The 25,502-nt window shown below is 59.6% G+C and carries 23 protein-coding genes and 1 riboswitch; of the genes, 10 read left to right on the forward strand and 13 right to left on the reverse strand.

What is annotated here, in order from left to right; genetic code table 11:
* Nucleotide 1: 1 nt before the first annotated feature.
* Both JJQ76_RS05855 and JJQ76_RS05860 read right to left on the reverse strand, forming a co-directional pair.
* A complete protein-coding gene (locus JJQ76_RS05855) occupies nt 2–475 on the reverse strand; it encodes a DUF2489 domain-containing protein (protein WP_210395784.1) in 474 nt (157 codons plus the stop codon).
* A 194-nt stretch (nt 476–669) separates the two neighbouring features.
* Nucleotides 670–1,467, reverse strand: coding sequence for a DUF1223 domain-containing protein (locus JJQ76_RS05860; RefSeq protein ID WP_210395785.1), 798 nt, complete (start codon nt 1,465–1,467; stop codon nt 670–672).
* A gap of 135 nt (nt 1,468–1,602) precedes the next feature.
* On the opposite strand from JJQ76_RS05860, the gene JJQ76_RS05865 reads away from it, so the two are divergent.
* The 5 genes from JJQ76_RS05865 (at nt 1,603) to JJQ76_RS05885 (ending at nt 7,185) form a co-directional block, all read left to right on the forward strand.
* On the forward strand, nt 1,603–2,814 hold the full coding sequence (locus JJQ76_RS05865; protein WP_210395786.1) for an HD-GYP domain-containing protein: 1,212 nt from the start codon (nt 1,603–1,605) through the stop codon (nt 2,812–2,814).
* Between the two features lie 64 nt (nt 2,815–2,878).
* Entirely contained in the window at nt 2,879–3,640 is a 762-nt protein-coding gene (locus JJQ76_RS05870; protein ID WP_210395787.1) for a substrate-binding periplasmic protein, read from the forward strand.
* Nucleotides 3,641–3,729: 89 nt separating this feature from the next.
* Entirely contained in the window at nt 3,730–5,046 is a 1,317-nt protein-coding gene (locus tag JJQ76_RS05875; protein WP_210395788.1) for a YfiM family lipoprotein, read from the forward strand.
* A gap of 176 nt (nt 5,047–5,222) precedes the next feature.
* Nucleotides 5,223–6,065: an ion transporter gene (locus tag JJQ76_RS05880; protein ID WP_210395789.1), complete on the forward strand. Its 843-nt coding sequence runs from the start codon at nt 5,223–5,225 to the stop codon at nt 6,063–6,065.
* 43 nt (nt 6,066–6,108) lie between these two features.
* Nucleotides 6,109–7,185, forward strand: a complete 1,077-nt coding sequence (locus JJQ76_RS05885) for a CNNM domain-containing protein (protein WP_210395790.1) — start codon at nt 6,109–6,111, stop codon at nt 7,183–7,185.
* A 38-nt stretch (nt 7,186–7,223) separates the two neighbouring features.
* Here the strand turns inward: JJQ76_RS05885 and mnmL are convergent, their stop codons facing one another.
* The 5 genes from mnmL to ilvC form a co-directional block, all read right to left on the reverse strand.
* Nucleotides 7,224–8,162 carry a tRNA modification radical SAM protein MnmL/YtqA gene (gene mnmL / locus JJQ76_RS05890; RefSeq protein WP_210395791.1) on the reverse strand — a complete coding sequence of 313 codons (939 nt, stop codon included), beginning with the start codon at nt 8,160–8,162 and terminating at the stop codon, nt 7,224–7,226.
* A gap of 164 nt (nt 8,163–8,326) precedes the next feature.
* Nucleotides 8,327–10,207, reverse strand: coding sequence for a phosphomethylpyrimidine synthase ThiC (thiC, locus tag JJQ76_RS05895; RefSeq protein WP_210395792.1), 1,881 nt, complete (start codon nt 10,205–10,207; stop codon nt 8,327–8,329).
* 106 nt (nt 10,208–10,313) lie between these two features.
* Nucleotides 10,314–10,420, reverse strand: a riboswitch (TPP riboswitch).
* 99 nt (nt 10,421–10,519) lie between these two features.
* Complete coding sequence (locus JJQ76_RS05900) at nt 10,520–10,957, reverse strand: hypothetical protein (RefSeq protein WP_210395793.1); 438 nt, start codon at nt 10,955–10,957, stop codon at nt 10,520–10,522.
* Between the two features lie 67 nt (nt 10,958–11,024).
* Nucleotides 11,025–12,911 (reverse strand): tetratricopeptide repeat protein, encoded by a 1,887-nt coding sequence (locus tag JJQ76_RS05905; RefSeq protein WP_210395794.1) that lies wholly within the window; start codon nt 12,909–12,911, stop codon nt 11,025–11,027.
* A gap of 85 nt (nt 12,912–12,996) precedes the next feature.
* Entirely contained in the window at nt 12,997–14,013 is a 1,017-nt protein-coding gene (gene ilvC, locus JJQ76_RS05910) for a ketol-acid reductoisomerase (RefSeq protein ID WP_210395795.1), read from the reverse strand.
* A gap of 143 nt (nt 14,014–14,156) precedes the next feature.
* On the opposite strand from ilvC, the gene ilvY reads away from it, so the two are divergent.
* The gene (ilvY, locus tag JJQ76_RS05915; RefSeq protein ID WP_210395796.1) at nt 14,157–15,050 is read left to right on the forward strand and encodes an HTH-type transcriptional activator IlvY; all 894 of its coding nucleotides are present in this window, start codon (nt 14,157–14,159) and stop codon (nt 15,048–15,050) included.
* A gap of 119 nt (nt 15,051–15,169) precedes the next feature.
* On the opposite strand, the gene JJQ76_RS05920 is transcribed toward ilvY, so the two are convergent.
* The 3 genes from JJQ76_RS05920 to JJQ76_RS05930 form a co-directional block, all read right to left on the reverse strand.
* Nucleotides 15,170–16,990 carry an SLC13 family permease gene (locus tag JJQ76_RS05920; protein ID WP_210395797.1) on the reverse strand — a complete coding sequence of 607 codons (1,821 nt, stop codon included), beginning with the start codon at nt 16,988–16,990 and terminating at the stop codon, nt 15,170–15,172.
* Between the two features lie 143 nt (nt 16,991–17,133).
* The gene (locus JJQ76_RS05925) at nt 17,134–17,622 is read right to left on the reverse strand and encodes an inorganic diphosphatase (RefSeq protein ID WP_210395798.1); all 489 of its coding nucleotides are present in this window, start codon (nt 17,620–17,622) and stop codon (nt 17,134–17,136) included.
* Nucleotides 17,623–17,729: 107 nt separating this feature from the next.
* Entirely contained in the window at nt 17,730–19,229 is a 1,500-nt protein-coding gene (locus tag JJQ76_RS05930; protein ID WP_210395799.1) for a CoA-acylating methylmalonate-semialdehyde dehydrogenase, read from the reverse strand.
* 173 nt (nt 19,230–19,402) lie between these two features.
* Between JJQ76_RS05930 and JJQ76_RS05935 the strand changes: the two genes are divergently transcribed.
* A complete protein-coding gene (locus tag JJQ76_RS05935; RefSeq protein ID WP_210395800.1) occupies nt 19,403–20,302 on the forward strand; it encodes a LysR family transcriptional regulator in 900 nt (299 codons plus the stop codon).
* An 819-nt stretch (nt 20,303–21,121) separates the two neighbouring features.
* Here the strand turns inward: JJQ76_RS05935 and ilvN are convergent.
* Together ilvN and JJQ76_RS05945 are read right to left on the reverse strand one after the other, a co-directional pair.
* Complete coding sequence (gene ilvN, locus JJQ76_RS05940) at nt 21,122–21,613, reverse strand: acetolactate synthase small subunit (protein ID WP_210395801.1); 492 nt, start codon at nt 21,611–21,613, stop codon at nt 21,122–21,124.
* A gap of 1 nt (nt 21,614) precedes the next feature.
* On the reverse strand, nt 21,615–23,336 hold the full coding sequence (locus JJQ76_RS05945) for an acetolactate synthase 3 large subunit (RefSeq protein ID WP_210395802.1): 1,722 nt from the start codon (nt 23,334–23,336) through the stop codon (nt 21,615–21,617).
* Between the two features lie 421 nt (nt 23,337–23,757).
* On the opposite strand from JJQ76_RS05945, the gene JJQ76_RS05950 reads away from it, so the two are divergent.
* Both JJQ76_RS05950 and hmuQ read left to right on the forward strand, forming a co-directional pair.
* A complete protein-coding gene (locus tag JJQ76_RS05950; protein WP_210395803.1) occupies nt 23,758–24,030 on the forward strand; it encodes a hypothetical protein in 273 nt (90 codons plus the stop codon).
* Nucleotides 24,031–24,053: 23 nt separating this feature from the next.
* Entirely contained in the window at nt 24,054–24,380 is a 327-nt protein-coding gene (gene hmuQ / locus JJQ76_RS05955; RefSeq protein ID WP_210395804.1) for a heme-degrading protein HmuQ, read from the forward strand.
* Here the strand turns inward: hmuQ and JJQ76_RS05960 are convergent.
* Nucleotides 24,371–24,787, reverse strand: a complete 417-nt coding sequence (locus JJQ76_RS05960; protein WP_210395805.1) for a gamma-glutamylcyclotransferase family protein — start codon at nt 24,785–24,787, stop codon at nt 24,371–24,373. The two genes, hmuQ and JJQ76_RS05960, sit on opposite strands and share 10 nt — an antisense overlap.
* 110 nt (nt 24,788–24,897) lie before the next feature.
* On the opposite strand from JJQ76_RS05960, the gene JJQ76_RS05965 reads away from it, so the two are divergent.
* Complete coding sequence (locus tag JJQ76_RS05965) at nt 24,898–25,455, forward strand: DUF4136 domain-containing protein (RefSeq protein ID WP_210395806.1); 558 nt, start codon at nt 24,898–24,900, stop codon at nt 25,453–25,455.
* The last annotated feature ends 47 nt before the right edge of the window (nt 25,456–25,502 follow it).

Below are 25,502 nucleotides of genomic sequence, written 5' to 3' on the forward strand. Positions count from 1 at the left end.
GTCAGTGACTGAAGCGGTAACTGGCCAGTTCAGCGGCGGCCGCCAGCACCGTTTGTTTATGGCTTTTTTCCAGCGCATCCATCTCCTGCATATAGCCGACCTTCTGGCGCAGCTTCAGCTTCTTCCACTCATCCAGGATCGGCATATGCTTGGTGGCTTCAAACACCGTATTGAAAATACCGAAGGTTTCGTGCTCGTGCAGATAAGGCGCAAGGTGATCAAGCAATTTTTTCAACCGGATGCAGCCTTCAACCATTTCGCACTGCTCCTCCTGCATCGCGGTAGCAATGACCCGCACGCTTTGCTCAAGGTAGTCGCGCTGCTTCTGCGCTTCCGCTTCGATCTCTGCCAGGCGCTGCTGCTGTTGCTGTTGCACCTTTTGTTGACGGCGCAACTGACCGCGAATCAGCAGCATCAGGCCGGCAATCGCCAGGCACCCGACAACAATTAACAACCATTGGGTGGATTCGCTCATATCTCTACTCCATCGACAGTGCCGCCATTGTACCCAGTGGGTAGCGCAGTTGCAGCAGCGGCCGCACAGCCGCTGGCACCCGATACCGTAAAATATAGGAAAAAGCCCTATAGCTGACATCACGCAGTGCAGCAATAATGGTTTCCAACACGGATAGCCAACGGATAGGACGGTTCGAAGGATTCGAACTTCTCTCAGGACGAGAGACTCATCAGGATGATACCAAAGGGCCCCTCAGCAGGATGCTGACGGGCCCTTGCTCGTTTCAGGGCCGGGGATCGGCCAGCCACCCGCCCAGCGCCTGCAACGGCTGTACACTGTCGGGTTGCGAGACCCCATACCACTACCGCTTCCCTGCGACCGCTGGGTGGTTGCAAGTCGAAACGCCACTGATACTGCCCGTCGGCACGAAGCACCTGCAGCGCAACAAACTGGTGGCGCAACAGTCGTCCGGCATTTTCGCCTGCTCCAACCGCGCTTTCGATGTCAAAGCCCAGCAGCACCGCATGCGCCCGCAACGCCCGGTTGTCGCGATCCTGATATCGGACCTGCAACTGTCGCTGCTCAACGGACACACTCAACTCTCCGCCCGCTCGCCGCGGTTGGGGCGGCCACTCCTGACCACGGAAAAAGCCCCGCCACTCCTGCCCATCCACCAGCCACCCGGGGGTATACACCGACCGCAGTTTTCCTTGCCGGTATAACATTCGCTGCCGCTGCGCGTGCTGCGGATCAGCCAAAGGATCCCGCCAGCCGAGGTAATCCCAGTAATCAACGTGATATGCCACCGGCAAACGCTTGCGCCACAGCTCAGGATCATGCAGCAACCCCGCTAACCGCGTATCCGCCGGTGGACAGCTGGAGCACCCTTCCGAGGTGAAGAGTTCGATCAGCTGAGGCGGCGGGCCACGCTGCACCCAGACCTCGGATCGGCCCTCAGTGACCTCCAGCGATAAAGGAATACACACCAGCCACCGCACTAACCCTTTCATACCCAAATCCTCCCGTCGCTGCTTTAATGACGTTCGTCACGGGCCTGCATTACACTTCAGCGATAGATTCCCGAGTGTGCTAACGTCAAAACATCGGCCACGGATATGATGCCGGTGCACGCGAGGAAAGGACGCTTGATTAAACAGATCACCATTGATGCCCTGACGGTGGGCATGTACATCGACGACCTCAACTGCGGCTGGCTCGACCACCCGTTTGCCCGCAACCGTTTTCTGGTCAAAGACGCCAAAACCCTGGCCAAGCTGCGTGCACTGCCGGTGCAGACCCTTTACATCGACACGGAGAGAGGCCTCGATGTCATCGATGCGCCGTCACGCCAGGAAGTTGAAGAACAGCAACAGCAAGCGGTCGAAGCGATCATTGAGGCTCCCGCACCAGCGCCGGTTGAAAACCTTGGTTTTGACCAGGAGCTGGTCAACGCTCACGAGATAACCCGTGATGCCCATCGCGTCATCGGCGAACTGATGAGCGGTATTAAACTCGGCCAGCGCATCAGAGTCGCCGCGGCCGAAGAGGTGGTGGAACGGATGACCCGCTCCCTTATCCGTAACCCCGATGCGCTGATGGCGCTGGGTCGCATCCGCTCAGTCGATCACTACACCTTCGAACACTCCATCAATGTCTGTACCCTGATGGTGGCTTTCGCCCACTACCTTGGCCTGCACCCGGAAACCATTCGCTCCATCGGCACCGGTGCCATGCTGCACGATATCGGCAAAGTAACGATTGCCGACCAGATTCTGAACAAGCCGGGCAAGCTGACCGAAGAGGAGTTTCGCATCATGCAAGGCCACGTTGCCAGCGGGCAGCAACTGTTGCGTGAATGCGAGGTTGAGCCCACAGCGCTGGCGGTAGTGGCTGAACACCACGAGCGCTTCGACGGCAGCGGCTATCCGCTGGGTCTTAAGGGCGAGCAGATCAGCCACTATGGCCATATGGCGGCAATCGTTGATGTCTACGATGCTCTGACCAGTGACCGCTGCTATCACGATGCCATCGCCCCCACCGCGGTGCTGCGTAAAATCTATGACTGGAGCCAACACCAGTTTCACCCGCAACTGGCGCAGCAGTTCATCCGCTTTGTCGGCGTCTATCCGGCCGGCTCGGTGGTGGAGCTGGCCAGCGGTCATCTGGCACTGGTGCTGGAGCGCAGTGATGATCGGCTCAATCCCAGGGTACGCATCTTCTACGACACCCTGCGCAAGCGCTCTGTCGAGCCCTATGACTTCGACCTGGCAGGCGACCAAGACCACATCCATCGCTACGCAGATCTGGCCGCTTGGGGGCTGGATGCCCAGCCTCTGCTTCGTCGATTGCTTCGCTGACGCATTGGTGAGCCCCCGGGTCGACTATAGTCAATCCACCGACTCACATTATCCCTGACCCGCCGTGACCAGACCCCTGCTACTATCACTCTGCCTGCTACTCGCTCCGGTGGCGCACGCCGAAACGGCAATCACCTGGATGAGCGAAGAGTACCCGCCTTACAACTTCACCGACGCTGAAGGCAACGCGCGCGGGGTTGCCGTTGATTCACTGGCGCTCTTGTGGCAACAACTGGGCCTAAGCCTCGGTACCGGGGCCATAGAGTTTCTGCCCTGGGCACGCGGCTACGCCCGCCTGCAACGTGAGCCGAATACCGCATTGTTCGCCATGACCTATACCCCTTCCCGGGTGCAACAGTTCCGCTTTGTCGGGCCGCTGGTCCCGATTCACATGGTGCTGCTGGCGCGCAGGGACAGCCCGCCCAGAGTAACCTCCGACGACGACCTGAAATCCCTCCGCCTTGGAGTCGTGCGCGAAGACATCGGCCAACAGCTGCTGCTGGAGCGAGGAGTGGACACGTCCAGCATGGTGGTAACCGACCGTGCCTCGAAACTGGTCGAGCTGCTACAACGCGGGCGGGTCGACGCCATCGCCTACAGCTACGATGTGGTGACTTGGAATATGCGCGAAGCGGGTGTAGACCCGCAAAACTTCACCATTATCTACACCCTGCTCGAGGGGGAGCTCGGCTACGCCTTCCACCGCGATACCGACCCGGCGCTGCTGCAACGACTGCAACAGGGGCTGGAACAGCTGCAGCAAGCCGGCGAAATCAGCAGCATCCGGGCACACTATCTGGGGACAGCGCCGGCGCAAGCTGACTGAGGCTGCAGCGCGGCAGTTGCCAACAGGCCGCCAAATCCCTATAACCTAAAACCTTGTCACCCACTGCGGGGCACGAGGTACACCTCCCGATGTCATGGCGCCAAATCACCCTGATATTGATCACGCTGACCACCCTGCTGGCGGTGATACTACTGTATCTGCTCGGTCAGGCGCTGGAAAACACGCCACGCGTGCCCTTTCCGGCAACGGCCTCCGCCGAAGAGGTACAGCTCGGGCGCAGCGCCGTCAAACGAACCCTGCGCGTGATAACCCGTGCTCAGCCCTCTGCCGACCTCCAGCTCAGTGCCGCAGAGCTTGAGGCGCTGCCATCGTTGATTGCGCGGGCCTACCCAACGCTGCACACCCGCTTCCAGACCCGAGCCGAAGGTTTGCATCTGGCCATCAGCTGGCACCACCAACGATGGTCGTTGGGCCGCTACCTTTCGGTAACGGCGCTAATTCCGCCGTCTACAGAACCCCGCCTGAGTCAGGTAGAGGTCGGCAAGCTGCGGCTTCCAGACGCTCTGGCCAACCTACTGCTGGGACCGGCGTTAGATCTGTTGCTTGGTCATCGCACCCGTCAGGCCCTGCTGGACAGCGTGGTATTACTCCAACCGAGCGCAAGCTCGCTGACCTTGCGGCTCACACCTCCAGCTAACCCGGAGCGCCATTTCAGCCGCCTACTGGAACGATTACGCGGCTGGAGCGGTAGCGAGGAAAGCCTCAACGGCGATTGGATCGCCGAGTCCTATGCGGTACTGCTGACCGAAGCCGACAAGCTGGAACCGCAACAGTGGGTCTCTCTGACCTATTTTATCGCGCCGCTGTTTCGGCACGTGGCCGCTACCTCGCCGGCCGGGAAAGAGCACCTGCGCGCCCGGGCTGCGATCCTGGCACTGGCGATCTACCTCGGTGACCCCCGCTTCGAGCAACTCACGGGGCCGGTGCTTACGGATCAGCAGCGTCAAATCTGGCCGCATCGCCGCACCCTGCTGCGGCAACGGGCAGACCTGCGGCTGCACTTTATCTATTCGGCCGCGGTTCAGGTGCTGGCGGCCGAGGGTTTAAGTTATGCGTTGGGAGAGCTGAAAGAGCTGCTCGACGCCAATCCCAGCGGCAGCGGATTCAGCTTCGCCGATCTGGCCGCGGATCGCGCCGGCACCCTGTTTGCCATGCGCGCAACCGCCGACGCGGAGCAGGCGCGGGCATTGCTGCAACGCTTCGATCGTCCGCTGCGTGAAGGCGATCTGATGATCGGCGTGAAACAGCTGCCCGAAGGGATCGACGCCACCAGTTTCAGCAGCCACTTTGGCGACATCGCCAGCCCCCCTTACCAGCAGCTGGTAGCACAGATTGACCAGCAGCTAATGACCTTACGCCTCTACCGTGGCATCAACCCACCGTAGATGACCAATAGCAGGCTAACAGTGACAATGGGCAGAACAGCGCCGGCATTTATTGCTCTTCAGCCGTTTTTATTCTCCATTGAACAGCGCCCGCGGGATAGAATCCGCGGTAACCGGGTCAATCCTTACCCAGCCAGATGATCTCCCGACAACCGATATCGAACGAAAACGACACCATGCATTCTCCCCGCCCCACAGCTTCCTTGACCGCCCGTTGCGAACAGCTGATTACCCATAAGGTTTTCCAGCACACGATTCTCGCCCTGATCATGATCAATGCCGTCACGCTGGGACTGGAAACCGTACCCAGGGTGATGGCGCTCTATGGCGACCCCATATTGCTGCTGGACAAAATCATTCTGGGCGTATTTGTGATCGAGATTGGATTGCGGCTGTTTGTCTATCGGGGGCGCTTTTTCCGTGACCCCTGGAGCCTGTTTGATTTCGCCGTAGTCGCCATCGCGCTGATGCCGGCCACCGGCCAGTTTGCCGTGCTACGGGCGCTGCGGGTGCTGCGGGTACTGCGCATTCTGTCTATCGTACCATCCATGCGCCGCGTGGTAGGTGCACTGCTGGCATCAATACCTGGCCTGGCCTCTATCGCGCTGGTACTGCTGCTGATCTACTACGTGTTTGCGGTGATCGCCACTAACCTGTTCGGACAAGCGTTCCCCGAGTGGTTCGGCTCCATCGGCGCCTCGCTCTATACGCTGTTTCAGATCATGACCCTGGAAAGCTGGTCGATGGGGATCTCGCGCCCGGTGATGGAGACCTACCCCTACGCCTGGGCGTTTTTCATACCGTTTATCCTGATCGCCACCTTTACCATGCTGAACCTGTTTATCGCCATTATCGTCAACGCGATGCAGAGCTTTACCGAATCGGAAACCCAGACCACGGTCAGCGCCGTAGACGAGGCACGCGATCATATCGAAGCCGACATGCACGCCGAAATGAAAGCGCTGCGAACAGAGCTGGCGGAGCTGAAACAACTACTGCAACAAAACCGCACTCCCTGATCAAGGATCACAGCCATCGGCACTTGAGGACAAACACAGCACCATGACTCTGTTGATCATCTATATATCCGTTGCGCTGGGATTCTCATTTCTATGCTCCATTGCTGAAGCGGTGATTCTCTCGGTTACCTCAGCACATATCGCCTTGATGGAGGAGCAGGGTAGCGGTGCCGGCCGGCTCCTGAAACAGCACAAAGAGGATATCAACCGTCCGCTGGCGGCGATCCTAACCCTCAACACCATCGCCCACACGGTGGGTGCCGCAGGCGCGGGCGCCCAGGCAGCGGCGGTATTTGGTGATGTTTATGTGGCGATCGCTTCAGCCATACTGACTCTGCTGATTCTGGTGTTCTCCGAGATCATCCCCAAAACGCTTGGTGCCCATTACTGGCGCCAACTGGCGCCCGCTACCGCTTATGGTCTGACAGGCCTTATCTGGCTGCTATATCCCTTTGTCAAACTTTCGGAATGGCTTACCCGTGGCCTGACCGCCGAACCCACTCTCAACGGTTTTAGCCGTGAGGAGTTCAAAGTGATGGCCAAGATCAGCGCACAGGAGGGCGAGCTGAAGCGTCACGAATCCCGGATCATGCAGAACCTGCTATTGATGCGGGAAACCAAAGCACGGGATGTCATGACACCGCGACCGGTGATCTTCTCTTTGTCAGAGACACTGAGTGTGGGCGACTATTTCGAGCACCACCGACATCAGCGCTTTTCTCGCATCCCGATCTACAACGTTGCCCGTGACAAACCTACCGGATTTGTGCTGCGTGCCGACCTGCTGCAAGCCCAGGCAGAGGGTAATCAGGAGTTGCCGCTTCGTCGCTTTCGCCGTGAGTTGCCCGGCTTATTGGCCGAGCTATCGCTATCGCAAGCGTATGACGAGCTGATGCGTCACCGAGCCCATATCATGCTGGCAGTGGATGAGTACGGTTCAACCCAAGGACTACTGACACTGGAGGATGTACTCGAGACTCTGCTGGGTCTGGAGATTGTCGACGAAGGGGATCGGGTAACCAATATGCAGCGGCTGGCGCGCCAGCTCTGGAAGCGGCGGGCCAGACAGATGGGCCTCGACCTGCAACACCACGGCGATAACAGCAACCCGCCGACCTGACAGGTCATTGAGCCAAGCCCGGCTTGATCAGTATCGGATCAAGCGCTGGCCACCAGCACGTCAGGTGTCGCGAGGGCTTGCATTTGCGGCAGCTCCGACAGTTCTGCGGCGATGGCATTCAGCACCTGCCACTTTTTCGCACACCAGATGGGCGACAGCAAAATCCGGGGATCGGCGGTGCCGGTCAGGCGGTGGAATACCAGCTCCGGTGGCGCCTGACGAATGATGGTCGCGCAGGTATCGACGTAATCATCAAAGGGCACGCCGTCGTAGAGCCCCTGTTTGTACTGGCGCGCCAGTTGGGTGCCCTTGACGATATGCAGCGGGTGCAGCTTCAACCCCTCGGTACCCAAGGCCATCACCCGCTCAAAGGAGCCAACGCTGTCGAAGGCGCTCTCACCCGGCAAGCCGACGATCAGGTGGGTACAGATCTGCAAACTGCGCGCATGGGCACGACGGATGGCGTCTTCATACTCCACCCAGCCGTGGCCGCGGTTAACCCGCGCCAGGGTGGCGTCGTTGGCCGACTGCAGCCCCAGCTCCAGCCACACTTCATAGCCCTCGGCCTGATAGCCCGCGAGCAGATCCAGTACCGGGTCTGGCACGCAGTCGGGGCGGGTTCCCACGGAGAGACCGATTACGTCGGGTTCGGCCAGCGCCGCGTCGTACAAGCCCTTGAGGTAATTAATGTCGGCATAGGTATTGGTGTAGGCCTGAAAGTAGGCCAGATAGCGCATGGCGCCGGTGCGCTTACGAATCACCTGCCGTCCCGCCTCGATCTGCGAGGCGATGGTGGGCGGCTGCTTGGCGTTGGGACTGAAGGAGACGTTGTTGCAGAAGGTGCAACCGCCGACCCCCTTGCTGCCGTCCCGGTTAGGGCAGGTGAAGCTGGCGTTGAGCGCCAGCTTGTGCACCCGCTGACCGTACTTGGCCTTCAGGTGGCGCCCCAGGGTATTGACGTGGTCTGCGAGCTGCATGAATTAAAAGCCTGTATTCCCCTCGATTAAATTGTTTCAGCGCGTTACGAGCGACGGTAAGACTAGGAAAACATCAGCGGGGCGGCGGAGTTTACTAACCGTAAATGAGCAAGCACCGCTGATTTTTGACGCCGTATCACCGAGCGCAGGAGCGCTGGGGCAATTTAAACCTTTTTGTACAGCTCGCTGCCGGTCTCCTTGAACTCCTCGGCTTTGGCTGCCATCCCTTTCTCAGCCTCCAGATTGATGGCGGCGATCTGGCTGTCGTCCAGCTCGCGCACCTCCTGGCTGATCTTCATGGAGCAGAACTTGGGTCCGCACATGGAGCAGAAGTGGGCCACCTTGGCCGATTCCTTGGGCAGGGTTTCGTCGTGGTAAGCGCGCGCGGTGTCCGGGTCGAGACCGATATTAAACTGGTCTTCCCAGCGGAACTCGAAGCGCGCCTTGGACATGGCGTTGTCGCGGATCTGCGCGCCGGGGTGGCCCTTGGCGAGATCCGCAGCGTGAGCGGCCAGCTTGTAGGTGATGATACCGGTCTTGACGTCATCTTTGTTGGGCAGTCCCAGGTGCTCTTTGGGCGTCACGTAGCAGAGCATGGCGCAGCCGTACCAGCCGATCATCGCCGCGCCGATGCCGGAGGTGATGTGGTCGTAGCCGGGGGCGATGTCGGTGGTCAACGGTCCCAGGGTGTAGAACGGCGCTTCGTGACACTCCTTGATCTGCTTGTCCATGTTCTCTTTGATCATGTGCATCGGCACGTGGCCGGGGCCTTCGATCATCACCTGCACGTCGTGCTGCCAGGCGATCTTGGTCAGCTCGCCAAGGGTTTCCAGTTCGGCGAACTGGGCCGCGTCGTTGGCATCGTACACCGAGCCGGGACGCAGACCGTCACCCAGAGAGAACGACACATCGTACGCTTTGCAGATCTCGCAGATCTCGTCGAAGTGGGTGTAGAGGAAGTTTTCCTTGTGGTGCGCCAGACACCACTTGGCCAGGATCGAACCACCGCGGGAGACGATGCCGGTCATCCGCTTGGCGGTCAGTGGCACGTAGCGCAGCAGTACCCCGGCATGGATGGTGAAGTAGTCCACCCCCTGCTCCGCCTGCTCGATCAGGGTGTCGCGGAACACCTCCCAGGTGAGGTCCTCGGCGACGCCGTTAACCTTTTCCAGCGCCTGGTAGATCGGCACGGTACCGATCGGCACGTGGCTGTTGCGGATGATCCACTCGCGGGTTTCGTGGATGTTCTTGCCGGTGGAGAGGTCCATGATGGTGTCGGAGCCCCAGCGGGTACCCCAGGTCATCTTGGCTACTTCCTCTTCGATCGAAGAGCCCAAGGCCGAGTTGCCGATATTGCCGTTGATCTTGACCAGGAAATTACGGCCGATGATCATCGGCTCCACTTCCGGGTGGTTGATATTGGCGGGGATGATCGCCCGTCCTTCGGCCACTTCGCGACGAACAAACTCGGGAGTGATCTCGTTGGGAATGTTGGCACCGAAGCTGTGGCCCGGATGCTGCTCGTTAAGCTGCGGATTGTTCCTGGCCTCCACCAGCTTCATGTTCTCGCGGATGGCGATATATTCCATCTCCGGGGTGATGACCCCCTGGCGGGCGTAGTGGAGCTGGGTCACGTTCTTGCCCGCTTTAGCACGGCGCGGTTTGCGCTGCAGCTCGAAGCGCAGGCCTTCCAGTTCTGCCAAGGCTTCACGCTCGCGGCCATAGTCACTGGTCAGCCCGGCCAGTTGTTCGGTGTCGTCACGCTCCAGAATCCAGGCTTCGCGCATCGGCGCCAGCCCCTTGCGCACGTCGATGCTGACGTCGGGATCGGTATAGGGGCCAGAGGTATCATAAACCCGCAGCGGCTCGTTCTTCTCGCCGCCAAACTCAGTAGGGGTATCGGCCAGGGTGATCTCACGCATCGGCACGCGAATATCGGGGCGTGAGCCTTCGATATAAACCTTGCGACTGCCCGGAAACGGCTGTACCGATGCCTGATCGACTTGGGCGGACTCGCGTAGACTCAGGTTTTCTTTGCTGTTCATCTGTGACCTCTCCCCGGCAACAATGCCTGCGACTCAACAACGAGTCGGGTGTGTAAAACGATACGGGTCTTGTGGGGAGGGAAACCGAGAGCGTGCAGCGACAGCACGGGGCCGGAATCTTGTTTCCTACGCCGGTATTAGCCGGATCAGGTTCGCGGGTTGGTTGTTGTCACCTCTCATCCCGTTAGCAACAGGGAACCCCGACAAGACCGCTCAACTATACAGCTAGCGCCACGCCCAGACAAGGCAACCCCGGCTAACACCGGTGACGTTTGTGCACACAGCAACAGTCCGCGCAGCGTGGCTTGGCCACTACTCCGGGGCGTAACCCAGGCGCTGGTAGAGTGCAGGGTCGGTGAGCACCGCTTTGGCCACCACGCCGTACTGGCGTGCTTCCTGGCGGGTCACAAAACCATCTTTGAGAATGACCTGCATCGAGCCCTTCAGCTGACTGCTCAACTGGGCACTGTTGAGCATAAAGAACAGCGTTTGGCTGTCGGCCTCGAGCAGATTGTCCAGCTCCGCAGCGCTGATATTGCGCCCGCCAACCCGGTCCAGCTGCGCGATCACATCCGCACCAACCCCACGTTCGGCAAGCTCTGCCCGCAACTCCAGCACCTGATTAAACTGCACCCGATGGTAGGGATCCTGGTTCAACAGCAGCGCCAACACCAAAAGCGGCAACGCCAGCAGGCCCAGGTACCAGAAAAGTCGAATACGCTTATCTTTCTGTTCAGAGGTTAGAGACATCGCTCTCTCCATGCGTCAATTATTCTCACCGCGCTAACATACCCCAGTCGCCCCCGACTGAACATCCTTAATCCTTGCCATGGATCAATCCCGTGGCGACCACCTTCCTCAACGCGTCATCCAGCTGCGCTACCACGGAGGTCCAGTCACCGTCGCCGGCAGGCTGGCGAAACAGCCGCATGTGCGGGTACCACAGCGCCTCGTCGCCATTCAGCTGCCAGCGCCAATCATGATAATAGGGCACCAGAGTCCAGCAGGGCTTACCCATCGCCCCGGCCAGATGCGCCACCGCACTGTCCAAACTGATAACCAGATCCAGCGCGCCAACCAGCGCCGCGGTGGCGGCAAAATCATCACACTCGGCCATCCAGTCCAGCACCTGAACGCCGCTCTGTTGCAGCAACTCCCCATCATCTGGAGCGACCTCTTTCTGCAAGCTCACCCAGCAAACACCCGGCTCGACCAGCAGCGGCAACAGCGGCTCCAACCCCAACCGGCGCTGACGGTTTTTCGGGTTAAGCGCACTCCCTGCCCAGCAAAGGCCAACCTTCAGCTGGCCATCGGCAGCGGCGGTTAAACGTTGGCGCCAAGGCGTATTGGCGTTGTCCTCGATTGACAGGTAAGCCTGCGGGAGCTCCCGATCCGGTGCGCTGTTTAACAGGTGCGGCAGCGACAGCAAGCCGCAGTGGTAGTCGTGATCCGGCAGCGGTTGATCGGTAGTCACCACACAGGCAACGCCGGCGAGTTGCCGTGCCAGCGTTGCCAGCGGCGGCGGCACCTGCAGCAAGAGCTCGCCACACTGTTCCGCGGCCTGCGACAACCAGCGCCAGCCAAGCAGATTATCGCCCAAGCCCTGCTCGCTCAGGACCAGTGTTCGTCCGCTCCCATGACCGGTCCACTTAGGTGTTGGCAAAGTAGGCAACTCAGGTTGAAACGAGCTGGCAAAACGCCATTCATACGCTGCCCAACCCTCTTGCCAGCGCCCGGTCAACAGCAACGCCATCGCTCGGCCGAAATGCGCCTCCGGCAGCTCGGGCGCCTGCTGCAGGGCCTGGTCGTAGTGTCGCAGCGCATCGTCTATCAAACGCTGTTCGCGCAGCAGCTGGGCCAGATTCAGCCGCGCCGTCACCAGCCCCGGCTCGAGTTCAAGCGCCCGTTCAACCGCCGCTCTGGCAGCCGCCTGATCCCCCTGCTCCATCCTTACGACACCGAGGGTGTTATGGGCGGCAGCCAGCCCGGCATCCCGTGCCAGCGCTTGCTGTAGCACCTCCGCGGCGGCGTCCAACTGCCCCAGCCGCAGCAGACACTCGCCCCGGTTGACTAACAGAGCAGGAGCGTTGGGGCTCAGCTGAAGAGCGATATCAAACTGCTCCAGCGCCTCTTGATAGCGCTGCATCTGGCGCAAAGCGTTACCCCAGCTCTGGCGCAGCGGCCAGAAATCCGGGCGCAGCGCCGCCGCCTGCCGGAACGGCTCCAGCGCGTCCCGGTTCCGCCCCTGCCGAGCCAGCAGTTGGCCCAGATTCAGCTGCGCCTCGAAATAATCGGCGCGCAGGCGCAACGCCTTGCGAAAACAGCTCTCGGCCTCATCTGGCTGGTTTAACTGGCCGGCGACCAAACCCAGATTGTTGAGGCACAAGGGATGCTTCGGTTGCAGTTTGAGGGCCTGAAGCAGTGCCCGGCGCGCCGCCGCCGGCTGGCCACCCTGACGCAGTACCTCACCCAGGTTACTGTGAAAGTCCGCCACGTTCGGATTGGCTTTGATCGCGCGTTGAATCAGTTTTTCGGCTTGTTTCAGATCGCCGCGCTGCAGCGCCAATACTCCACTGAGGTGGAGAGCATCGGGATGGCGGGGCTTACGCGTCAGCACCTCAGCGTAGCAACGGCTGGCCTCATCCGCGCGCCCCTGCTGATGGGCGGCCAGCCCTCGCCGCAACCACTGATCAATCTCGTTCACTACCGCCCTCCCCTGCAGCCAATCACGCCAACTTAGCATAAAAAAACGCGGCCGAAGCCGCGTTTTAGTTCGATCAAAAGTCCGCTTAGTTTTTGGACTTGTCGATGATCTTGTTGGCAGCAATCCAAGGCATCATGCCACGCAGTTTTTCGCCAGTCTGCTCGATCGGGTGGGCTGCGTTGTTGCGACGACGCGCGGTCATGGAAGGGTAGTTGGCCTGACCTTCAGCGATGAACATCTTGGCGTATTCACCGCTCTGGATGCGCTTGAGTGCGTTGCGCATCGCTTCACGAGACTGCTCGTTGATCACCTCGGGGCCGGTGACGTACTCACCGTACTCGGCGTTGTTGGAGATGGAGTAGTTCATGTTGGCGATGCCGCCTTCGTACATCAGGTCAACTATCAGCTTGAGCTCGTGCAGACACTCGAAGTAGGCCATTTCCGGTGCGTAACCTGCTTCAACCAGAGTTTCGAAGCCCATCTTGACCAGGTCAACACACCCACCGCACAGCACTGCCTGCTCGCCGAACAGGTCGGTTTCGGTCTCGTCCTTGAAGGTGGTTTCGATGATGCCGGAACGACCACCGCCGACGCCGCAAGCGTAAGACAAAGCAACGTTCTTGGCGTTGCCGGAAACGTCCTGATGGATCGCGATCAGGTCAGGGATACCGCCGCCGTTAACGAACTCGTTACGCACGGTGTGGCCCGGCGCCTTGGGCGCGATCATGATCACGTCCAGATCTTTGCGCGGCTCAACCTGGTTGTAGAGGATGGAGAAGCCGTGGGCGAATGCCAGGGTGGCGCCCTGCTTGATGTTGGGTTCGATCTCTTCGTTGTACAGCTTGCCCTGGAACTCGTCCGGAGTCAGGATCATCACCACGTCGGCGGCTGCAACGGCTTCGGCAACCAGTGCCACTTTCAGACCGTGCGCTTCCGCTTTGGCCACAGAGGACGAGTTGCTGCGAAGGCCAACGGTGACATCAACGCCGGAATCTTTCAGGTTGCAGGCGTGGGCGTGGCCCTGGGAGCCGTAACCGATGATGGCAACTTTCTTGCCTTGGATGATGGAAAGGTCACAATCCTTATCGTAATAAACTTGCATGATTCAGTCCTGACGTAATGATTAAAGATCTGGTTTCGGGCGAGCCTCGGGGCTCGATGGCGACACCATAAGCGATCCCTCTTGTTGCGTAAAATGATATATATGCAATGAAGCATTGCAAATACTGCAATATAATAACCAACATGGATATTCGCCCGCTCAAACAGTTTCTCAGTCTCGCCGACAGCCTCCACTTTGGCCGCGCCAGCGAGCTCTGCCACGTCAGCCCCTCCACGCTGAGCCGCGCCATCAAACAGTTGGAACAGGAGCTGGGGGTTGAACTGTTTATTCGCGACAACCGAAGTGTCACCCTGACCGCCGAGGGTGAGCGCTTCCAACGCTACGCCCGCGACGCCGTCAGCCAATGGGAGCAGCTGCGCGCCAGCCTGATGGAACAGAGCGGTGTATTGCAGGGAGAGATCAGCCTCTACTGCTCGGTGACCGCCAGCTACAGTTTTCTCTATGACATCCTCAGCCGCTTTCGCCGCGATTTCCCGCGCATTGAGATCAAGCTGCATACCGGCGACCCGGAACCGGCACTCAGCCGTATCCAGGCCGGCACCGAAGATCTCGCCATCGCCGCCCATCCCGATAGCCTGCCGAGCGGCCTGGCATTCAAGACCATCGCCCTGTCGCCGCTGCTATTTATCGCACCGCGTCACACGCTGCCGGGCGAACAGCCAGTGCGCGAGCTGGTAACGGCGGGGCACTGGGAGCAGGTACCGATGATCGTGTCGGAGGAGGGGTTGTCGAGAAAACGGGTCAATGCCTGGTTTAGCCAGCGTGGCGTCAAGCCACGCATCTACGCACAAGTGGCTGGTAACGAGGCGATCGTCAGCATGGTCAGTCTGGGGTTCGGCGTCGGCGTGGTACCGCAGATCGTGCTGGAGAACAGCCCGTTGGCGAACAACGTCGAGACCCTTAAAGTCAGTCCGGCGCTCGCGCCCTATCAAGTTGGCCTGGTGGCGCAGCAGAAAAACCTGCGCAACCCGCTGGTCAAGGCGCTGTGGCAGCAGCTACCGGATAACCAGCGCTGAGCGCGGTATAACGCGCCGTTACCAGCCTTGCAGCAGTACCTTCGCAAGCAGCCAACCAAGCATCAGCCCCGGCCGCCGCGCATTGGCAGAAGCCAACCACAGCTCATCTCAACGCCCCGTCAGAACGGGAACAACATCGGCGTTAACCACAGAATCAACACCATCGCCAATAGCTGCAACGGCACCCCGATCTTAACGAAATCCATGAAGCGGTAGTTGCCGGGCGCCAGCACCAGCGTATTGACCGGTGACGCGATCGGGGTGGCAAATGCGGTGGATGCGGCCAGCGCAATGGTCATCAGTATCGGTTCCGGGTTGACCCCGACCTGTTGCGCCGCAGCGATACCGATTGGCGCCACCAAGACCGTTGTTGCGGTGTTGGAGATAAACTGACTGAACACCGAAGTCAGCACAAACAGTCCGGCGCAGAGCATCAGCGGCCCCTTGTCACCAAGCCCGGTCACCAGTTGATCAACGATCAACCCCAGAGCTCCGCTTTTCTCCATCGCCGCCGCCAGCGGCAGCATCCCGGCGATCAGTACCAGACTGGTGGCGTTGAGCGAGCGGTAAGCTTCCGGCATGGTTACACAACCGCTGACAATCATCGCCAACGCCGCCAACAGCACCGCCGTCAGGCTCGAGGTCACGCCACTCACCATCAGCAGCAACATCCCCAGCATGATCGCCAGCGCCAGCGGCGCTTTCTGCGCATGTGCCGGCACTTCACTCATCTCCGCCGGCGTTTCCAGCACCACAAAGTCACGTTTGTTTTTCAGCGCTTCCAGCAGGTGCCAACCACCCGCCAACAGCAGGGTGTCACCAAAGGCGAGCTTGGTGGTGCCAAATTCTGCCTGCTGCGACCGGTTATCCCGGCGCACACCGATCACGCTGAGGCCGAAACGTTCGCGAAAACGCGCCTCTTTCAAGGTCGCACCAATCAACGACGAGCCACGCCGCAACAGCACCTCGGCCACACCGAACTCGCGCCGCACCAGATCCATCTCACCGGCGGGGAAGCCCATCGACTCCAGGTGCTGTTCCAGACACAGGTGTTCAATATCATCGGGGGAACCGTATACCAGCAGCGTATCGCCGGCCTGCATCTGGGTTTCGGCCAGCACCGGCATCAGACTGGAGACCAGACGACCACGGCGACGAATACCGAACAGGGTAACTTCATAGCGGGTGCGCAGCCCTGCTGCCGATGCGGTCTTGCCGACCAGGTCCGATTCAGAACGCACCAGCAAACGATGCAGGTTGTCTTTGATGCCGTAACGTTCGGCAAACTCGGCCAGATGCGGATGGGGGTTATCCGGGTTGCGCACCTCGCCGGCAGGCAACAGATGCCGCGCCACAAACACCAGGTAGAGCGAACCGACAACCAGAATCGCCAGCCCTATGGGGGTGAAATCAAAGAAACCGAACGGCGTCAGGCCGGCAGCATCCATCTGACTGCTAACCACGATATTGGGCGGCGTGCCGATCAGCGTCAGCATACCGCCTATCAGCGATGCAAACGCCAGCGGCATCAACAGTCGCGCCGGATTCATGCCGGACTTGCGCGCCATACTCAGCACTACAGGGATAAACAGCGCCACCGCACCGGTCGAGCTCATAAAGGCGGACAACCCAGCCACCACCGGTATCAGGAACAGCAACAGCCGCACCTCGCTGCCGCCACCAACGCGCAGCAGCCAGTTACCCGCGGCCGCGGCGACACCGGTTCGAAACAACCCCTCGCCCACCACGAACAGCGCTGCAATCATCACCACCAGTGATTGACCGAACCCGGCCACCGCCTCATTGGGCGATACCACGCCCGACACCGCCAGCGCGACCACCACCATCATCGCCACCAGATCCATCCGGATCTTGTCGATAATGAACAGCAGAACGGTGATAGCCAAAAGCGCAAAAACAAAAACAATTTCACCGGTCACGGCGTACTCCCTGGGATTTTCTAGAACTGCGACGCTGGCGTGGCCGCGACTAACGAGTTCAGGCCAGTATCGGCCAACGGCGTCGCAGCTTAACCGAAAGTCGTAGAAATAAAATGACCGGCGTCAGTGACTGGGTGGTTCGGTTAGAAAGGTACCGTCGGCCCCTGCCAGTCAGCCGGCACCCGACGAGCACGCCGCAATGCGTCTTCGGCGCTCCCCCACCCCTCACAGCGGGCCCGGCCCGGCCGCCCTCGCCAGAGGTTGAGCAGGTCCTTGCAGCGCGCATAGACGTGGAAGAACAGCAGTACCCGACGGCGCTGCCAGATTGTCAGCGGGGTCACACTGCAGATCAGTTTGTCATCGTACATAAAGCGTTCGGACAGCCCCACCGCGCCGCGAGCGGGAATCCTAACGCGGCTCCACAACGGCAAGCGCGGCCCCAGCACCACCGCATCCAGCAGATCGCCCTCGCCACCGATATAATCCGGCACGCAACCGTAATTAAAAGGGCAGGGAAAGGGCGAGACAAAATCGATATGGCCGTTGGAGCCACGCTTGAGAAAGCTGCCCTTGGGTACCTCGATCAGCACTTCCAGCTCAGGCAGTGTGTGTGTTGCAGGGTTGGTGGTCATGGGTTGAGACTAGCCCAGTGTGGCGGAACCGGAAGCACACTCAGAGAAACCCACCCCAACCAAAAATGCCGCGACAGTGTCGCGGCATTTTTTATCACTCCAAACCCTTATTTCATGGTGATCGTAGTATTCACGCCATCAGACTGCTCGTCCGGCTCGAACCAGCGCGCCGACACGGTGGTGGTCTGGGTCCAGAACTGCAGCGCTTCCTGGCCATTAGGGCCTAGGTCACCCAGCTTGGAGGCGCGCGAACCGGTGAAGGAGAAGTACGCCACCGGCACCGCAATCGGGATGTTGATACCAATCTGGCCGACGTTAACGTTGTTCTCGTACCAGCGCGCATGGTACCCGGAGCTGGTAAAGATGGCGGTGCCATTACCGTTGGCGTTGGCGTTGATTATCTCGACCGCGTCAGCCAGGGTTTCCGCTTCCATCACGCACATCACCGGGCCGAAGATCTCCTGTGAGTAAATCTCCATGTCGGTGGTGACGTTGGTGAAGATGCTGGGACCTACGAAGTTGCCGTTGGGGTAACCGTCTACAGTCACACCGCGGCCATCCAAAAGAAGCGTCGCACCCTGATCGACACCGGACTGAATCAGCCCCTCGACCCGCGCCTTGGCCGCCGGCGACACCAAGGGGCCCAAATCTGCCGCCCGATTGCTGCCCTCGTCAATGATCATCGACTTCGAACGTTCGACGATTTCCGGCAGCCAGTTACGCGCCTCGCCAACCAGAATCACCACCGAGTTGGCCATACAGCGCTGACCGGCCGCGCCGAAGCAGGAACCGATCATATGGTTGATCGCCTGCTCTTTATTCGCATCCGGCATGATCACCGCGTGGTTCTTGGCCCCCATCATGCATTGGGCGCGCTTGCCCGCTTCAGAGGCACGACGGTAAAGCGAGGTACCGACATGAGTCGAGCCAATGAAGGACAGGGCCTTGGTATCGGGGTGGTCGGCCAAACGGTTGGCCACGTCAGGTCCACCATGAACCACGTTCAGAACACCGGCAGGCACACCCGCTTCGTGCGCCAGCTCGACCAGGCGCATGGTCGAGGACGGATCCTGCTCGGAGGGTTTGAGTACGAAGGTATTACCCGCCGCGATGGCGATCGGGAACATGAAACAGGGCAACATGATGGGGAAGTTGAAGGCGGTGATACCGACACCCACACCCAACGGCTTACGCAGGGTATAGACGTTGACGTCGCCGGCCACATTGTCGGCGATATCACCCAACTGCAAGCGGGTAATGCCACAGGCGTTTTCAATCGCTTCCAGACCCCGCCCCACTTCGCCTTCGGCGTCCGGCAGGGTTTTACCGTGCTCGCGGCTGATCAGTTCGGCCAGTTCGGCGGTATTATCGATCACCAGCTGACGGAACTTCATCATGATGGCTTGACGCTTGGCCAGCGACACCTTGCGCCAGCTTTCAAAGGCGCGCTTGGCAACCGCCACCGCCTGATCCACTTCGTCGAGGGTGGCAAAAGGTACCTGAGCGACCACTTCCTGGGTGGCGGGATTCAGTACGTCAATCCAGTTTCCGCTCTGGGACTGAACCGGTTCACCGTTAATGATCATCGGAATCTTAGGGACACTCATGGCAACCTCCATGCATAGTTATTGTTGTTGCAACCGGCATTCAATCAACACCGTCGCGGTTCGCACTCGTTGATGCTATTGACGACGAGCATAAACAGACGGCAGTCTTGTAACAATGCGCACAATAGCAACAACAGCTTGCAAATTTGCAAGCCAGTATCGAGAGCCGAGCAATGAGCGTTAACTGGGACGACCTGAAGGTGTTTCTGGAGGTGGCGCGCACCGAAAAGCTGTCGCACGCGGCCAAGCTGCTGGGGATCGATCCCTCCACGGTATCGCGCCGCCTGCACCGTTTGGAAGACAACCTTGCCACCCAGCTGTTCGACCGCAGCGTCGAGGGCCACGCCCTCACCGAACATGGTCGCCTGCTGCTGCAGACCGCGCAAGCGATGGACCAGGGAGCCCAAGGCGCCATCGATCAGCTCCAGGGCAAAAACCTGGAAGTCGAGGGACTAGTGCGCCTCGGGGTAACCGAAGCGTTCGGCAACGCGTTCATTGCCCCGGAACTGGCGCGTTTCTGCCAGCGCCAACCCAAGATCGCCATTGACCTGCTGCCGCTGCAACGATTCGTCAAATGGTCACGCCACGAAGTGGATATCGCCATCACCATTGAAAAGCCGAGTCATAGCTCGCTGATCATCACCAAACTGTGCGACTACCGCCTGCAACTCTACGCCAGCCGCCGCTATCTTGATCGGGCACCACCGATCCGGCGACTCGAAGATCTGCAACAGCACCCGCTGATCGGCTACATCGACGATCTGATCTTCAGTGACCAACTGTCGTATCTGGAGCGACTGCTGCCGGGCTCGCGCCCCACCTTCCGCAGCACCAGCGTCATCACTCAGCAGGCCGCCACTCTGGAGAGTCTGGGGGTCGCTATTCTGCCCTGTTTTCTGGCCCGCGAAGCCCCCGAGCTGGTGCCGATCCTCAGCGAGGAAACCAGCATACTGCGCACCTTCTGGATGGCGGTGCAGCCAGAGCAGAAAAAACTGGCCCGGGTCGGGGTGGTGTGGGAGCACCTGAAACAGTACGCGGCGTCTAATCGCGCGCTGTTGATGGGGAGCCAATAGCCACCCCCTTGAGCGTTCTTCATGACGCCAGTCGGCGCGGAGCGGACATACTTAGCTGCGGCAAGTCGGTGCTTCAAAGCTCGTTTTCATAGTGGTTTGATATTCCTTGTTTCGCCTCCCGGCGACCTACTTCTTTATCAGTCGTGATAAAGAAGTAGGCAAGAAAGCACTCGCCCGCAAAAGCCGCCCTACGGGACCTGCGCGCTGAACGCCCTTGAGGGGCACAACAGAATGGCCGTCCCTGGCCATGCTGTTGCGGCGGCGGCCATCCGGGCCTTGCCCCTGCGGGCCGGAACCCTCAAGAGCGCCCAGTGCTCGTCGTCTTTCGGAGGGCCGGGGGTGCCAGCCGCACTCCGGGTGCCGTTAGCTGCTTTTCGGGCTCGAGTAAGAATGCGGTAATCCGGCTGCGACTTAGCCCCTTTGGAGCCGACGAGCACGGTGGCGGGGATTCGAAATAGGCCCCGAAGGGGGCGAGGCATGGATGCCGAGCCGGATTGCGGCACAGGTATGTGCCGTCCGATCCGCCCGAATCACCGTTGCCGCGCGCAGTGGACCCGTAGGGCGGCGGAACCAGGGGAACATAAGGCACAAGTAGTTCTTTCTTCCCCTGTTCTTTGGAACGTTTGCCAAAGAATAGGGCCGCCCGGGTGGGCGGAAGAGAGGCTTTCAATCAGCGCAGATAAATAGCTTAAAATCCATACTGGCCGGCCCTGAACTAAAGACCGTTTCGCGCCGACTCCGGCCTCCGCACCCTAAGCATGCAGCGCCATAAAAAAACCGCGGCATAGCCGCGGTTTTTCATAGCGCATCGAACAGTGATTACAGCGCCAGCGTCTTCTCGCCACGGGCAATACCGGACACCCCGGTACGCACCACTTCCAGCACGTTGGCGGGATCGATAACCTTGATAAAGGCGTCCAGCTTGTCGCTTTCACCGGCCAGCTGGACGGTATACACCGTACTGGTGACGTCGATCACCTGACCGCGGAAGATCTCCACGCTACGCATCACTTCGGCGCGCTGCGCGCCCACCGCTTTCACTTTGATCAGCATCAGCTCACGCTCGATGTGATCGCCTTCGGTCAGATCCACCAGCTTAACCACCTCGATCAGCTTGTTGAGGTGTTTGGTGATCTGCTCGATCACCCGATCGTTACCGACGGTGGTCAGGGTCAGGCGTGACAGCGTGGGGTCCTCGGTGGGCGCCACGGTCAGCGATTCGATGTTGAAGTTACGCTGAGAGAACAGGCCCACCACCCGGGACAGGGCGCCGGCTTCGTTTTCCAGCAGTACAGAAATGATGTGCCGCATCTTAGGTTCGCTCCGTTTTGCTCAGCCACATATCACGCATGGCCGCTTTAGGCACCTGCATCGGGTAGACATGCTCAAAGGGATCCACGTGGATGTTGATAAATACCAGCTTGTCCTTCATGGCGAAGGCTTTCTCCAGCGTGCTTTCCAGCTCGTCAAACTTGGTGACTTCCATGCCGACGTGGCCGTAGGACTCCACCAGCTTGGTAAAGTCGGGCAGCGACTGCATGTACGACTGCGAGTGACGGCTCTCGTAGTTGAGATCCTGCCACTGGCGAACCATACCGAGGGACTGGTTATTGAGCAGAATAACCTTCAGCGGCAGGTCATACTGAGCACAGGTCGATAGCTCCTGAATATTCATCTGGATACTGCCTTCACCGGTGACGCACACCACCTCTTCATCCGGGTAATTGAGCTTGATCCCCATCGCCGCGGGCAGACCGAAGCCCATGGTGCCGAGACCACCGGAGTTAATCCAGCGACGCGGCTTGTTGAACTTGTAGTACTGGGCCGCAAACATCTGGTGCTGGCCCACGTCGGAACAGACGTAGGCGTCGCCCTTGGTGACCTTACACAGGATCTCGATCACCTGCTGCGGCTTCATCAGCTCGGAATCATCGGTGCGGTAGCGGCCACCGTGGCGGGCACGCCATTCGTCGATCTGCTTCCACCAGTTGCCGTGGGCTTCCTTATCCGGCGTGATGTTGCTGGCCTTGACCAGCTTCAGCAGCTCGTTAAGGACCGAGTCCAGCGGCCCGACGATCGGCACATCCGCGGCAACCGTCTTGGAGATCGACGAAGGATCGATATCCACATGAATCAGCTTGGCCGTCGGGCAGAATTTTTCCGTGGCGTTGGTGATGCGGTCATCCAGGCGCGAACCCAGATTCAGAATCAGGTCGGAGTGGTGCATCGCCATATTGGCTTCCACCGCACCGTGCATACCGGGCATACCCAGGAACTGCTCGTCGGTACCGGGGTAAGCACCGAGGCCCATCAGGGTGTTGATCACCGGATAGTTCAGCAATTTGGCCAATTCGGTCAGCTGCTCGGAGGCATTCGCCGCAATAACCCCGCCACCGGCCAGAATCACCGGGCGCTTGGCACTCATCAGCAGGTCAACCGCTTTTTTGATCTGGCCACTGTGCCCGCGGGATACCGGGTTATAGGAACGCAGCTTGACCGATTTCGGATATTCATACTCGAAGCGGTCTGTGGGCGTGGTCATATCCTTGGGAATATCCACCACCACCGGGCCAGGACGGCCGCTGGAGGCGATATAAAACGCCTTTTTCATCGCCGACGGTATTTCCGAGGGGTGTTTGATGCTGAGGTTATGCTTCACGATCGGGCGTGTGATCCCCACCATATCGCACTCCTGGAAGGCGTCCTCACCGATCAGGTGGCTCATGACCTGGCCGCTGATCACCACCATCGGAATGGAGTCCATGTAGGCGGTGGCGATGCCGGTGACGGCGTTGGTGGCACCGGGGCCGGAGGTAACCAGCACCACGCCCGGCTTGCCGCTGGCGCGCGCATAGGCATCGGCCATATGGGTCGCCGCCTGCTCGTGTCGAACCAGAATGTGTTTGACGTCGTCCTGCTGGAAGATGGCGTCGTAGATATGAAGCAACGCGCCTCCCGGGTAGCCGTAGATGTACTCGACACCTTCGTCTTTCAGGGAGCGCACAACCATTTCAGCGCCGGAAAGTAGTTCCACTGTAACACCCTCAAATCTATCGCAACCAGGCTGCGAATCGGTCAGATTTTGTGTCTGAGACACGAACGTTTCACCACTCAGCGCCATTATTGATGTCAGCTAACGAACACGTATAGCGACAGTTACCGGGCTAAGTGTGTCGCCGAAGGGATCGGCAACAAACGTTCAGGGCGTGTGCGGGTACGGTACGTTAACCAGCACTGAGTCGGTGGAAATAAGCCCGGTATGGCTCACTTCTCGTAACGCCGGTGGTAACCGCACGTTACTGCCTAAACAGAAAAGGAACGCCATTCTTACATTCCCGACCGGACGAATCAACTATGAATTAGCCATTACGACGAATGTCTAGGGCAGGTTCCAATTGTGATTTATAGTTACCGCATAGACGTTTGAACCCTGTCACGAATAAGAAGGAGTGACCATGACCTCACCTGCCAGCGATATCCGTAACCGCGACCGCATCATTGAAGAGCTGCGCGTGTTTATCAAGAAAGTACTGGCCGAGCCCGAAATCATTCCCGAGTGCCTGGCTATCACCCGCGAACTGATCGATTCCGACAATGCCGACGCCCAGATTGCCGAACGCATCAGCGCATCGACCAACGTCAAGATTCCAGCGCAACACAGCGATGCCGACAAGCTGTTTCTGGAGTTGCTACGCGAGACCGTGCGCGACGAAAAAGCGCTTTACTGAGCGCTGCAAACAGGAGGCCCGCCATGTATATCGCCATGAACCGCTTCCGTATCTGCCGCGGCCGCGAAGCCGAATTCGAGCGCATCTGGCAGGAGCGGGACACCTACCTCAGCGAAGTGCCGGGGTTTAAGTCATTTCAGCTGCTCAAAGGCCCGGAAGCGGCAGACCACACCCTCTACGCCAGCCATTCAGTCTGGGAGAGTTATCAGGCGTTTATGGACTGGACCCGTTCCGACGAGTTCAGGATGGCCCACGCTCAGGCGGGCACCAGCAAAGAACTTTACCTTGGCCCGCCACAGTTCGAGGGGTTTGAAGCGGTCATGGATCAGGGCCCCAGCTATCACTTCTGAGGCGGCATAAAACCACGATAACGCTGAATAAAGGGTTGCAGGCCCTGACGCTCAAATGTTTCGGCCTGCCATTCACGCGTTGTCAGCAGCTGGCGATAGCGCGACCTGAACAGATAGACCTCCGCCTCCACCACCTCACCAGCCACCTCGCAGGGCAATCGCTGGCGACGATAGTAAGCGCCTTCGAAAGCGTCCAACCGGGCCAGATCACCCGCCTCCAGATCGAAATACAACACCCCGCTCACCTTGTCGGTCGCCATCGCCGGCCACAGTCCGGGGTAGTGCTCACCGCGTACGCACCAGCGCCGGTACCCCGCCAGTCCAGCCAGACACTGACGGTAGTGCCCCCGCACCACCTGTGACCACACCGCCTCGTACATCAGCGAGCCGTACGTAAAGACATGCATCGGCAATACTCTTTCAGCTAACAGGGCAAAACAGACCGCCACCACGTAAACTGTCCGTGACAACAGCGGTCCAAACGCACAGGCCCGTATATCCCAGCCAGGAGCGATTTATGACGCGACTATTCACCCTGATCCTAATTCTGCTGCTGGCAGGCTGCGCCCGAATTCCGGTGGCGGTGGCGGTGGACTATCAACCCGGCACCGACTTTACTCAACTGACCCGCTACTACTGGCTACCCCCGACAAAAAGCGCCCAGCCGGCTTCAGTCTACAACAGCGAACTGGTAGAGCAACGGGTGGAGATGGCCGTTGAGAACGAGCTGGTAGCCCACGGACTGTTCCCCACCGATCAACGCGACCAGGCCCAGCTGCTTATCAGTTACCTGATCGTGGTGGAGGACCGGGTCGATATCGACCCGGTGTTCGCTATCGAAGGAAGCTACTCCAAACACCGGGGCGGGATGGGCGTGGGTCTGATGCGCACCCACAGCACCGATTACCAACAGAGCCGGTTGATTATCGACCTGCGCGATCCGTCTGAAGAACAGCTGCTATGGCGCGGCAGTTCGGAGCGCCGCTTGCCTGGATTTGACACCCCCGCCGAGCACGCCGCTTTCATCGCCGAAACCGTAGCGGCGATTCTGGCCAAATACCCGCCGCAGCCATAGCGCACTCGCCATGGACAAAGCAAAGGCGCCCGCGGGCGCCTTTGGTC

The sequence above is a fragment of the Motiliproteus sediminis genome (genome assembly GCF_017912535.1).
Taxonomy (GTDB): Bacteria; Pseudomonadota; Gammaproteobacteria; order Pseudomonadales; family Balneatricaceae; genus Motiliproteus; species Motiliproteus sediminis.